9 protein-coding genes are annotated in these 13,511 nt (G+C 36.1%); 3 read left to right on the forward strand and 6 right to left on the reverse strand.

Annotation, left to right across the window (positions count from 1 at the left end):
• Positions 1-19: 19 nt before the first annotated feature.
• Together H6G59_RS03695 and H6G59_RS03700 are read right to left on the reverse strand one after the other, a co-directional pair.
• On the reverse strand, positions 20-2,038 hold the full coding sequence (locus H6G59_RS03695) for a sensor histidine kinase (RefSeq protein ID WP_190711808.1): 2,019 nt from the start codon (positions 2,036-2,038) through the stop codon (positions 20-22).
• 854 nt (positions 2,039-2,892) lie between these two features.
• Positions 2,893-3,690: a phosphate ABC transporter ATP-binding protein gene (locus H6G59_RS03700; RefSeq protein WP_190711809.1), complete on the reverse strand. Its 798-nt coding sequence runs from the start codon at positions 3,688-3,690 to the stop codon at positions 2,893-2,895.
• Positions 3,691-4,100: 410 nt separating this feature from the next.
• On the opposite strand from H6G59_RS03700, the gene H6G59_RS03705 reads away from it, so the two are divergent.
• The 3 genes from H6G59_RS03705 (at position 4,101) to H6G59_RS03715 (ending at position 8,400) form a co-directional block, all read left to right on the forward strand.
• Positions 4,101-5,324, forward strand: coding sequence for a tetratricopeptide repeat protein (locus H6G59_RS03705; RefSeq protein WP_190711810.1), 1,224 nt, complete (start codon positions 4,101-4,103; stop codon positions 5,322-5,324).
• A 396-nt stretch (positions 5,325-5,720) separates the two neighbouring features.
• The gene (locus H6G59_RS03710; protein ID WP_190711925.1) at positions 5,721-6,554 is read left to right on the forward strand and encodes an SDR family NAD(P)-dependent oxidoreductase; all 834 of its coding nucleotides are present in this window, start codon (positions 5,721-5,723) and stop codon (positions 6,552-6,554) included.
• 304 nt (positions 6,555-6,858) lie between these two features.
• Positions 6,859-8,400, forward strand: coding sequence for a GMC oxidoreductase (locus H6G59_RS03715; RefSeq protein WP_190711811.1), 1,542 nt, complete (start codon positions 6,859-6,861; stop codon positions 8,398-8,400).
• 946 nt (positions 8,401-9,346) lie between these two features.
• Here H6G59_RS03715 and H6G59_RS03720 read toward each other — a convergent pair.
• The 4 genes from H6G59_RS03720 to H6G59_RS03735 form a co-directional block, all read right to left on the reverse strand.
• On the reverse strand, positions 9,347-10,615 hold the full coding sequence (locus tag H6G59_RS03720; RefSeq protein ID WP_190711812.1) for a glycosyltransferase: 1,269 nt from the start codon (positions 10,613-10,615) through the stop codon (positions 9,347-9,349).
• A gap of 69 nt (positions 10,616-10,684) precedes the next feature.
• Positions 10,685-11,944: a glycosyltransferase family 2 protein gene (locus H6G59_RS03725; RefSeq protein ID WP_190711813.1), complete on the reverse strand. Its 1,260-nt coding sequence runs from the start codon at positions 11,942-11,944 to the stop codon at positions 10,685-10,687.
• 101 nt (positions 11,945-12,045) lie between these two features.
• Positions 12,046-12,513 (reverse strand): DUF2141 domain-containing protein, encoded by a 468-nt coding sequence (locus H6G59_RS03730; protein ID WP_190711814.1) that lies wholly within the window; start codon positions 12,511-12,513, stop codon positions 12,046-12,048.
• Positions 12,449-13,510, reverse strand: coding sequence for a glycosyltransferase family 2 protein (locus H6G59_RS03735; protein ID WP_190711815.1), 1,062 nt, complete (start codon positions 13,508-13,510; stop codon positions 12,449-12,451). Before H6G59_RS03735 ends, H6G59_RS03730 begins: the two co-directional genes overlap by 65 nt.
• Position 13,511: the final 1 nt, after the last annotated feature.

The raw sequence follows: 13,511 nt of genomic DNA on the forward strand, positions 1-13,511 counted from the left end.
ATTACGAATTACGAATTATTTAATATGCTTTGTTGGCGACGGAAAACTGAGGTAAAGTCAAGGTGAAACAAATTTCGCTCAAGTCAGAATTGGCAATTGGAGTACTCTCAATAGCGATCGCACCATTTAAATGCAGTACCAGAGACTTGACTAAAGCCAATCCCAAGCCAGTACCTGGAGTCCAGCGTCCTTTGCCACGACGGAACTTATCAAAAATATAAGCTGCTTCTTCTTGGGAGATGCCACGTCCTGTATTAGTCACTTTAATAATAACTTGATCAAGTTGTTGTTCAACTCTATGAGTAGCTTGTAAGTGGACAACAGTATCATGCTCCGAGTATTTACCGACATTGGTTAACAGTTCTTGCAAAATGCGATCAAAACTCTCGATTTCGGTTTGGAGTTTTAACGGCTCTTTGGGTAAATCAACGGAAACAACTAATCCCTTATCTGTGAGTAGCTTTTCAGCAGAGGCGACAATGTGATTAATTGTGGTGTTTAAGTCTATGGTTTCAAATTGTGGTGCTTCTTGATGAGATTCTAGTTTCTGGAGTGTGAGCAGATCATTGATTAAATTAATTTCCTTAGTACATTCTGATTCAAGAATATCTAGGTATCGAGCTTGACGCTCTGGGGAAATTCCTGGTAAACGTAAGTTACGGATTGACATCCGCATATTGGTGAGGGGATAACGCAAGCGATCGCTAATGTTGCTGACAAATTCATCCTTGAGTTCGTTGAGTTCTTGTAGTTGCTCAACATACTGCTTTGTTCTTTCGTACAATTTGGCCTGTACTTCTAAACTGCGCTTGAGTTGTTCTGTGCGTTCATCTACCAGATTTTGGACTTGTCGGAGTGTTTGTGACTGAATTATGGCGTTACTCAATTGAGCGCACACCATTTCTACAAGATTTAATTCGGCGGGTTGCCAACTGCGAGCTACAGCTTGCTGTAACACCACAAATCCTAACACTTTGCCTTGACTTTCCAATGGCATTAACAGTGTGGCAGGAAACTCCTCAATAGCAAATAAGGGATTGGGTTTCCAATTATCTTTTTGCTCTATCGAGTTATCAATCATGATTGGTTTCCCCGACTCTGTAAATACACGCTGGCATAAACCACAATCTGACAATAAAAAAGAATGTTCTAACTTATCAGTCTGGGTTTTCTCGGTGTGTTGATTCTTATTCCATTCCCCAACTACTACAGCTTTGGCAGTGGGTATTTGTTTTTTTGAACGAGTTCTAAACAGTGGATCTGTATATTTCAATAAAATGAGTAACCCGCGATCTGCTTCTAACGATTCAGCCGTCGAGGAAATAACTAACTGGAGCATTTGATTCAACTCCAAGTTACTAAGACTTAGTATAGTTAATTGCTTAATTAAACTTTGGTGTTGGCTGCTTTTATGCAGATACTGTTGTTGGGTAGCGATGATATCTGTTTGTGCTATTTGAGCAAATGCGATCGCACAAGATGACTCTACTGCTTTGAGTAATTCTTTATCTGATTCATCCCAATCATAGGGTTGAAATTTGATTAGGCTAATTACACCATTATTCTGTCCACCAAATCGCGTGGGAATTGCTAAAACCGATTTAATCGGTATTTGTAAAGACTGACAGCCAATTACCAGAGTTTTTTGAATTGTGGAAATATCATCCATAGTCAATGGTTCGGCCGCACATTGCACCACAGGTGAACTCATCAGCAACTGTTCCATTGCTAATATCTCGCCGGGGTGTGGTAATCCCTGATATTTTTCACTACACCAATTAGCCGTTGCTGCTTCACTAGAGCTATCACTTGTCACTTTCACTAAGCAACAGCAATCTACTTTAAATGCGACTCCTAGTAAATGAGCGATTTCTTGCAGCATCGAGGCTGCTGAAGGACTATGGGAGATTATATAGTTGATGCTTTGTGCCAACGCATGGGCAGTTTTTTCCTGTTGCTGCATTAGCTTGACTTGGTATGCTTGTAGTGGTTCTACGTTATTTATGTATTGAGGCGGTGATAATAAATGCTTTTTCATTACTGTTACGCCTGTGGATAATGATCCATTTTTTTCCTTGGCATCCGACTTTTTGGCATCTGTTTAACCTTTAGTTTTATTGCAGAAAGCGGATGAGTCAAGATTATTTTATGAAAACTTTCACTAGTTATTACCTCTGTATATTCTAATTAACTTTATATACCTGCTTACTGAATTAATTTCTAGTACCCACCGTATAATTATATTCTCTATCCCAACACATTTTTTCAAATATTTTCGATATTAGCTTGATCTAGAGTTAATTTACTGTCTCTATACCACGATATCCTGTCTGTTACTTTTCATAAACCGTAATTTCTCTAGAATTAAATAAAAACTATTGTGAAGATAAACCGCGTTAATACCGGGTATAAATTGAGCAAATGCTTTTCTAAGTATTTAATCAATTTGAGTGATGTCAAGAGGAAACAGGGACTTCCAAATAAAAAAATACCCTTTCTTTGTTTTAGACAGGGGGCGACTCTTTTTTATTTTTCTAGAACTTACGCATTGACAGAGAACAGCAAATATGTGTTCTCAAAAATCCACATTTTCCGTAGGAGTTTAGCACTGCGCTTTACCCCTACAACATGACATCAACAAAATTATTAATCAAAACCTGAAAGAAACTATTTGGTTAAATGCACACCATGATCAATTTGTACAGTGCATAAGTCCTATTTTCTTATAAATTAATTTTTCTAAACATGAGTATTTTTCTCGTTGCGCCCCCTCTCTTCTTTCTTAATCACAAAACTCCTGTTTGGGGTAAGATGACCGAAACTGACGGTTATCACCACACAACGGCTATAAACTTTGTGGTGCAATACTTTTGAAAAAAATATAGTTTCTTCCTAAAAGCTATTGACGCTACTGTGCATACGCCCAGACGCATAGTCACGAAGACGGTAATCAATCGTGTGGGGTAAAAGTTTCTTCGTGGGGGCGCATTCTAGCACTTGTCCAAGTCCATTTTCGTTGTAGTGAAATAAAACTGTAAAATCTGATAGGCGAGAAACTTGCTGAATATTGTGAGAGATAAAGACAATTGTCAATTCAGAACGCAAACACTCGATTAATTCTTCAATTTGCGTGGTAGAAATAGGATCAAGTCCAGCACAAAGTTCATCCATCAGCAGAACTTGGGGTTTAACTGCTAAAGCACGGGCAATACACAACCGCTGTTGTTGTCCATAAGATAATTCTAAAGCAGATTTAGAGAGTTTATTTTTTACTTCTTCCCATAAATTAGCAGATTTCAATGCTAATTCAACAATGTCATCTAATTCTGCTTTTGGATGCCAGCCGATCAATTTTACCCCATAGGCAACATTATCGTAAATGCTCATAGGAAAAAGATTTGGTCTGGCATAAATTGTACTTATTTGACGACGTAGCCGAGTTAAGTTGACACGACGACCATAGATATTTTGACCAAAAAATTCTACTTTTCCTTCAACACGTACTTCTCCTTCTAATTCACTCATGCGATTTAGAGATTTCAAAAAAGTAGACTTGCCACAACCGCTGGGACCGATAATTGCGGTAATTTTATTTTGTGGAATATCAATCGATACGTCTTCAATGATTTTTTTGGTGTTGTAATAGAAACTGAAATTTTTAACTTTTATGGCAGGAATTATTTTACTCATGCTGACAAACCCTGTAAAACCAATATTAAGGGAGCGATGTAGTGAAAATTAATATTGCTGTTTCACTATGCTGCTTGGTAGAGAAAGCAATGAATAAATTAAATTGATAAACAGCAAATACCTAGTTACTAGATGTTGACGAAATTATATTACCGTAATTTGGACTTTTACAAAATTTTGATTACTAATTATTACTATAGTACTTTTTCTGGAACTATGAAGAATATGGCAATTTTTACATTCGTGATATACATCAAGAAAGAATGAACCGCAGATAGAAGAGAATGGACGCAGATAAATTTCTACATCGGCAGACTAGAAAACGCTATAACAGACAGGTATGCGTCAAACAAATGCGTAATGCCCTATTCTCCAAATAATTTTAAGTAAGAAGGACAGGTAAATTGGTTATGCTACAGCGTTTAAGTTTTATAGTTACTACTGTTATGTTCTGGCATCTGTGTAGCCCGTTGGCAGTGGCAGAGAGTAAAAAGCTAGAACAACTGGATAAATTTCCTCCTAGTCCATTAGAGATTACCACACCTGATCCTCTGATCCGAGGTGCGCTGGATAAACAACCTTTAACTCTGGCAGAAATGGAAAAGTTGAAGATTTCCTTAGATGAGTTAAATCAACAAGCTGTGGTGACGCTGCAAGGGGGGGATAAGGAAAAGGCGTTTGAGATTTGGAACAGGGAACTACGTTTGCGACGCTTTTTAGGTTCATTAGCTGAGGTGGAAGCATTGTCACGAGTCGGTGCGATCGCTTGGAATGAAAATGACGGAGACCAAGTAAAATATATTACTCAGCGCTTACAAGTAATTGAAAAGCAAATGCTCACCCAGAAAAGCACTGATTTAGAATTATGGCGATCGCTAGGTGATGCATATCAAAAAATTCGCGTTCCTAAGTTGGCTGTAGGAGTTTATCAGCAAGTTTTAGCATTAGTGCGTCAGCAAAATGATACCACTGCGGAACTGGAAACTTTAAATACAATTGGGGAAATCCATTTGAGTTGGTTTGATTATTCATCAGCCGCAACCACATACCAAGAATTGTTGAAGTTAGCTGCTAACAAGGATAATAGGCTGAGTGAAGTAGCATATTTGCAACAACTAGCCTACATTTACGAAAAGGCTAAACAGCATCAACAAGGGATAGATGTCTTGAGTAAGTTAGTAAATATTTACACCAATGAGAATAATCTTACCCAAGTTCCTGGTTTAAAGATAGCGATCGCTGCCAATTACGAATCTCTCGCACAGAAAAATCCTAATTTACGTCAAGAAGCTTTTAATAACTATCAAGAAGCTTATACAATTGCTTGGCAATTACAGCAGTATGTTAGTGCTAGTGAAGCTTTGCAAAAACTAATCACGCTTTACCGTTCACAAAAACAAATAGATGAAGCTTTACAAGCCAGCCAGATTCTTCTGGAGACAGAAAAACTAGCTACTAACTTTTATGGATTGATGCAAGCTTATGACCAAATTGGACAATTGTATTCAGAACGCCAAGAGTATTCAAAAGCACTAACAGCTTTTCAAATGGGATTGGAAATAGCACAACAACTTAAACATGAAGAAACCTACTTTACTCAGAAAATTGATACCTTATCAAAAACCAACTTTTAATTAATAAAAACTCAAAAGTATTACAGCAAGTTTCAGGTAAATGTGGTACAAAATTTAAGAACAAAGCCATATAAAAAAAGAGTTTCAACCCTGTTCCCTGCTGTAGATACCTGACTTGTTAGATAAGTTGGGTATATTGTTCTAGATTCAAACAATTTACAAATAAATTTATACCTCAGCCCTATAGAAAATGCTATATCCTAACTTGATATTTTTCCAAAAAGTATCAAATTTACTAAAATCATTTTCATCAATAAGCTAAATTGAAAACAAATCTAGGAAATGAATCAATTACAACATTCAAGATCCAAGTGTTGTTTCAAATCAACATACGAAAAACCTCAAGTTAAAATTTTCAATCTGCAAGCAAGAACAATATATTAATTACGATTGATGATGAAATCTATTTCAGGTAAAACAGTCCTTTTAACTGGGGCTACAGGAGGAATTGGAGTATATATTGCTCGTGCTTTAGCCCAAGAGAAAGCAACTATATTAGCGGTATCTCGTTCACCAGAAAAGCTCAAACACATATGTAATGAAGTAGATAAATTAGGTGGTAGATGCGTTAGCTTTTGTTTTGATATTAGTCAAGTTACAGAACTAGGTATTTTATTAGATCAGATTTATGAAATTACAGAAAAAGTTGATATCTTAATTAATAATGCAGCCATAGAAAAATATCGACCTTTCCAGGATTATACCTTAGAAGATATTCACTCTATATTAACTACAAATTTGATTACAGGCATGGAATTAACTCGGTTAATTTTGCCTAAAATGATAAATCAAAATAGTGGACATATTGTAAACATTGCCTCTGGTTCCGGTAAAAAAGGAGCGCCATATAACAGCATTTATTCAGCTAGTAAAGCTGGTTTAATTATGTGGACTGATGCAGTTAGGCAGGAATTAGCTGATAGTAATATAGGGATATCAGTAGTCTGTCCAGGATATACCAATGCAGGAATGTTTCATACTTTTGGACTATCTGCACCCCGTTTAGCGCGTGTTTCTGAACCGACAGAAGTTGCAATTGCTGTAATAAAAGCCATTAAGCATAATCAACCAGAAGTCATGCTAGATGGAATTTTAACAAAACTTTTATTTTCCAATATACAACTTTTTCCTAAATTTGGTGATTTAATTTTTCGGTGGATTGGTGTAAATCAACTCAACAAAACCTGCGCTGAAAATCAAATACGTGATCTTTCAAAACCAAAACTTTAAGTTCTACCTTTCTGAAAATGAAGCTGCATATAGGACTAATATTTGATTTTTGAAATTTTACGTAGGGTGGGCATTGCCCACGATATCCTGGTTCTGTAAGGCATAGCCCTACCTACACTACTTAAAATTTTATGGCTACGCCACGCAAGCTATCAAATATCATTTATGATTCCTATAGAAGAAAAGATCAAGAATAATTGACCGTTGATAAACACAGATAAATCAATGAATTGGATGATTCTGTGCAGCCTCACATAAAATTAGTATTACTCATTTTCAAGTTTTAATTACCACGGAGAAAAAAATGACTCATTGTCATTACGACTTCATCATCATTGGTACAGGTGCTGGTGGTGGTACTTTAGCATATCAATTAGCCAGCAGTGGCAAGAAAATTTTAGTTTTAGAACGGGGTAATTTTGTTCCCAAAGAAAAAGCCAATTGGGATACTCATGAAGTTTCGTACAAAGAACGCTATCGGACTGAAGAACTTTGGTATAAAAAAGATAGTGAAACCATCAAACCATTAACTCATTATTATGTAGGTGGCAATACTAAATTTTATGGTGGTGCGCTGTTTAGATTTCGTGAACGTGATTTTGAAACAGTCATTCATCAAGATGGTATTTCTCCCGAATGGCCATTAAAATATCAGGATTTTTCACCCTATTATGACCAAGCAGAAAAACTCTATGAAGTACATGGTCAAAGAGGTCTTGATCCTACAGAACCACATACTAATTCAAATTATCCTTTTCCCCCAGTCAGTCATGAACCTTATATTCAAGAAATTAATTATGCTTTAAAAGATCAAGGTTTACATCCCTTTTACTTACCACTTGCTATTAAACTAAATAAGCTTAATCGTCAATTAAATAATTGCATTCGTTGTAAGACTTGTGATGGTTTTCCATGTTTAATTGATGCTAAATCTGATGCAGATATTAACTGTATATGTCCAGCAATAAAATATAAAAATTTCACATTAATAACTGAAGCAAAAGTAGTCCGTTTACATACTAGTGCATCTGGTCGAGAAGTAACTGGTGTAGAAGCAGAAATAGCAGGACAACTTCAGATGTTTTCTGGAGATATTGTGATTGTTGCTTGTGGTGCAATTAATTCCGCCGCATTATTGCTTAAATCTGCCAATGATCAACACCCCAAAGGATTAGCTAACAGTTCTGATTTGGTAGGTCGAAATTACATGACACATAACTGTGGGGTGATCATGAGTTTGAGTACTAAGTTAAATCCGACAATTTTCCCTAAAACTTTAGCAGTCAATGATTTTTATTGGGGAGAAAAAAAGTTTAGTTACCCAATGGGTAGCGTGCAATTACTTGGTAATGTCAATAAAGATAAAATAACTGCTTATGGACCGCCTTTAATGCCACAGTTTATTGCTGAATCTGTAGCTAGTCATTCTATCTCTTGGTTGATGATAACAGAAGATTTACCCGATTACGATAATAGAATCAGTGTTAATAATAACAAAATTTTTATTAACTATACCAAAAATAACCAGATAGCGTTTAATCATTTACTTAACCGTTGGACTGAAGTATTAAAATCAATTACACAATTTCAAATAACCAGACAATTATCTTGGCATATTCCTCAAAACATGGGGATGAGAGAAGTTGCACATCAATGTGGGACTTGTCGTTTTGGAGTAGATCCAAAAACTTCGGTTTTAGATATCAATTGTCGTACTCATGATATCGATAATCTTTACATCGTTGATGGTAGTTTTTTTCCTTCTAGTAATGCTTTAAACCCATCACTAACTATTATGGCAAATGCCTTGCGAGTGGGAGATCATTTACTAGCTAGAATCAAGTGAAAATCTATTACTCAACGTTGAGTACAAATAAACAGAATAAAAATAGCAGTAATTCATGAATTACTGCTACACAATAATAAGGTTTTTAGTCAAATCTTGCGTAAGTACAAATAAATAAAGTCCGCAGGTGCGGACTAAGGAAATTGGATAAGGTTAAGTTGTCACCAAGAGAGCCTACAAGATGTTAGACTTATTTGTATTTTTACTGACAAAATATAAAATATCAAGTCTATCAACGGAAACTTTAGGACATAATTTCAGGAGTTATGTCTGGTAAAAGGTAATTTTAACTTTTAGAATATCTTAATTTACTATTGTAGATAGTTGATAAAAATAACGTAATTTGCTATTTAGGAAAACAGGTAAGATAAAACAAGAAATAGTAATTAGGTGATAATTTTTACCAATTACCCCTTATTTAAGAATCATATCCTTAATTTAATCAGCCAAAAAAACAGACATAAGGAGAGGAATTTTGTCTATTATTTCCTTAATCTCTATATTTTAAGATGAAGAAAGACCCCATAAGTGATTACCTATGAGGTCTATAGATTTTTAGGCACAGTTGAGGACAATACCAATAGCGCTATCAATTTGAGTAGGTCATTTCTCGACTGAGAACACTATGGCAAAGTTTATAGGTATCTCGAACTTAGCTCCTAAAAGTCCACAGGTCAATTACTGCAATACTCTACCAGAACTAATCGAGAATATGTAGCCAAAGTGGCTATTGTTTCTAGATTCATTAGTAAGCTGATCATTATTTAAACTTCAGCAGAACGTCTTTAAAACATTACGAATTATGCAAATTAAAGGCACATTAGCTTAATTAATATGACTTACGTATTAAGTACACAATTAGGGGCAATAACCTTCGGAAAGCAAGCTAAATGAATTGCCCCTACAGTAAATCAAGGCTTTTGCGTCATTTGTGCAACAGTTCTAATTAAGAATGATTAGACAATTCTAACTTTTCGGGTATTTCAACTAACTCGTACAGCTTATCTTCAAATTTTTGAGTGCATACCGACCAATCAAATTCTAATATGGAGGGTCGAGCTTGCTGAGATAATTGTGCTTTGAGGTCAGGATTTTCCAGAATTGCAATTATCTTTTCGGCAAAATCTTTGGGGTTGTTGGGTTGAGCCAGAAAGCCGTTGTAACCGGGTATCACCTGTTCAGCCGTTGAGGGAGCAATAGCAGCAACGACAGGAGTTCCAGAAGCTAAAGCTTCGTTATTTGTAGTGCAGAAGTTTTCGGTGACTGAAGGGTTAATAAAAACATCTGCTCTAGCGAACCATCCTAAAAGTTGTGTGCCGTGAGACTCACCCCAAATAGTAACACCAGATTCGTAATTTTGAGCGCGACGACGAATTTCTGCATCTAAAGGACCGCTACCCACAATAACCAAATGAACATCAGGAATTTTAGCAGCAATTAATGGATATGCATCTAAAAGTTGAGTGACATTTTTTTCTGCGGTAATGCGTCCCACAAAGAGAATTGTCGGCCGTTTATCCGTGGGAATTGGATCATAAGTGATGTTCCGGGGGTGAAACTTTTCACAATTAATTCCTTGATAGGGAAGGTATTCACCTGTTTGGCATTTTAGCTTTTGATATTTAGCTAGTTGTTCTCTCGAAGAAAATAAATTGAGATTATAAGACTCACTAAATTGCTTAACTAAAAGTGGCACAATGGGACTGACTAAATTGAAGAATACATCTCCTAAGTAATATCTAATATAGGCAACAATATCCGTATGAAAGATGGATATAATCGGGGTTTTACTTTTTTTGGCGTATTGAACTCCCACAGGGCGACCATAACCTTGTAAGAAAAATGAGTACAACCCTCTCATCTGCGCTGCTTCTTCAACTACGATGATATCAGGTTGAAATTTTTCTAGTAATTGAGTATCATTCCAATGGCGATAATGCAAGGGTTGGGGTAGAGATTTGTAGAAAATAAGTGGTTTTGTGGGGAAAGCAAATGATGAAAAGTTGGGGAAAGATTGTAGTTCATCTAATCCCGGCATGGGGCGATTACCAACGGCTTTAGGATATAGATTATTAATTTCTGGGTGAATAAGAAAAACTTCATGTCCTTGCTCAAGCAACCAACGAACACGCTGATGTACTGCAACTGAAACTCCTGTTAAAAACGGAGCAAATAAGCCTGTGAATAATGCTATGCGAAGAGGTTGCTTTTTCATAATCAAAGGAAATAGTTCATAAAAATGTTGGCTTTTGTATTTTTTAGTTAACCAAATACCAGCATGAGATTACAGAGAATGTTTGCCATCAATTGGTTGATCTAACCATTCATAAGGATGATATTCAACTAAGCGAATATTCCATGGCCCTTGAATTTTATAAGTAAGTCCGCGCCATGTAACTGTTGACATCCACAGAGAAGATAGCATTGCTAATCCATAAATCCACTGTGTTAGAGGAATAGCAATTAACATTTTTATGATTGTAGTCAGTGACACTTTAGCAATTACTTGACCTTGAGAGCGAATTACTTCTTGTACTCCTAATTCCATCACCAGCATCAATAAGAGTAATCCAATTGTGTAGATGCTATAGGATTTTAATAAGAAGACTGCTCCTTCCCATTCTGTTGCTAACAACAATCCTAGAGCTAATATGATTGTTACAGTCGGGAATAGAATACTAGAAACAGCATCACTTACTAAAGCCAACCAATTTGGGTGATAAAGTCGGGAGCAAAGTATTAAGCGTTTGAGAGATGCAAATAAAGTAACTAAATCGCATTCTTCTCGATTAACCATTAATAAAGAAGGGACGAATTTTATTTTTAAACCGTGTTTTTTGATGACTTTATGTAGCAGCATATCATCACCAAAAGCTTCTCCCCACTTCTCAAGTAATTCTGTTTGGTGTAGCACTTCTGTTTTAATTGCTAAACTCCCACCCCAAGGAACTTGAAACAGGAACATTTGGACGACGGTCGAGACATTGCCGGCATAGCGTACCAACGACCCCCAATACTTACCTGTGGGTACATACCAACGGTTTCCTGTTGTTAATCCCACTTTGTCATTGGTGAGAGGACTAACTAATTCTCGTAACCAATTAGGATGAACAATTGTATCTGCATCTACTAAAGCAAGTACTTTGTAAGAATCATCTAAATCTGAAACAGCTTGCACTAAAGAACTGCATTTGAGACTACAATTATGGCGGACGGTTCTTAAAGTGCTAATTTGGACATTAGTTGCACCGATTTCTGCGATCGCTTCTTTGGCAATTTTAAAAGCTGGATCTTCTGGACTGTCAATGATCAGCTTTAAATCGTACTGTGGGTAATTTTGTTTTAAGAGCGATCGCACACAGTTAGGTAAAAACGGATCAGCACCTCGTAAACAAAGAATTACTGCCGTTTTTGGTAATTGGTCATCCGATAATACAGGTTGTTTATATGAGCGCAAATACCATAAAAATAGCAGCGTTAAACATACCTGAATAACTAGCCAACTTATCAAAGACTTAGACAGAAATGTCATTACATCTTGCATGAAATCTATAGTCTCCGGCAGAATTAGGGTAGATGGGGAGATGAAGAGATAAGGAGATGGGGAGAATTACCTGTTCCCCATTCCCTTTTCCTAGTCACTGATTAGGGATCGAGAGAATATTTAAGTGAGATATTAATAGTGGTATTTTTTGTCATTTTAAAACTTGAATTGCGGAACTTTGGTGTACCAGTTTGAACAGAAACAGTTGGATTTTTAGAAATTCCAAAACCTTCTTTAGGAATCCCAAAAAAGTCCTTATTTAGTTTGCGATCACCATTTTGATCATCAACAACTGCAACAGCATAAGTTCCAGGTTTTAAACCAGAAAATACTTTCTTTACAGAAGTACCATTAATCTTAGTGCAGCCATTTTGAACTTCACTAGAATTACTCATGGGAAATCCTTTCTCAGAATCATAAACTCTGAAGCAGATTTCACCTGTTTTGTGACGTACCCCATTGACTATTACAGTCAGTGTGGTGTTTGGTTCTGCATGAACTGTTTTAGCGCAACTTAGGCTTAATAAAGTTGCCAGAAACAGATAATGAAGTTGAGAAATTTTCAACATATGAATTGATGCCAGAGTAATCGGTTAAAATTGTAGATTTGGTTTTTTTGAACTTAGTTGACAGCAGTATTTTGGCAGCTATCAACAAATCTTTAATTAATAAAGATTCTGTGCCAGATAGCTTTTTAACTATACTAAAGTAACAAAATACTTGCTCAAAAAAACTCAAAGAACTTTGACTAATAGAAAGTATATATTCCCGCAAAATTCGCCAATGAGGAAATAAAATTTTGCCCTTATTCTTTGAGTCGAACCAGACTGAATACTCATAAAAATCTGGTAACATATCTAATGAGTATTGAGGATTTTCGTGAGTAAATGCCAAATAATTTGGGAAAAACATACTCAGAGATTGCTGAGAATGACTCCTCGCAAAAAATAAGTATTCAGGGATTTCATAAAACTGCCCGACCATACCCAGTCTTAATAATAAAATCCCATCTGCATTACCGTGACCACCCATAGGAGGAATTTTTTTCAAAGCACTTTGACGAATTACACCATACATTTGATAACACAAATGTTTGGTTAGTAGTTCATGAAACCTCAAATGTGGTTTTGCTGAATCAGTGAGGAGTTTAATGCCGTAGTTTTGCAGAAATTCACCCTGTTCATCAATAAAAGATGTGTGAGAATGGCACAAGATATAATTGGGATTTTCTTCAAGTACCTGAATACATTTACTGAGAAAATCAGGAGCGTGTAAATCGTCGTAAGCTGCCCATTTAAAGTATTCACTATTGGACAATTCAAAAACGCGATTGAAGTTACAAGCACAACCAATATTATTCGCATTTCGATAGTAACGAATACGTTTATCTTGTGCAGCGTAGGTTCTACAAATTTCTTCAGTATTATCTGTAGATGCGTTATCTGAGATGATTAACTCAAAATCGCCAAAAGTCTGGTTTAACAAAGAATCTAGAGATTCTTGTAGAAATTTATCGCCATTATATACAGGTAATCCAATGCTTACTTGTGGCTGATATTTGTACATA

Origin of the sequence: Anabaena lutea FACHB-196 (assembly GCF_014698305.1) — a bacterium.
In the GTDB taxonomy this organism is placed as follows: domain Bacteria; phylum Cyanobacteriota; class Cyanobacteriia; order Cyanobacteriales; family Nostocaceae; genus Anabaena; species Anabaena lutea.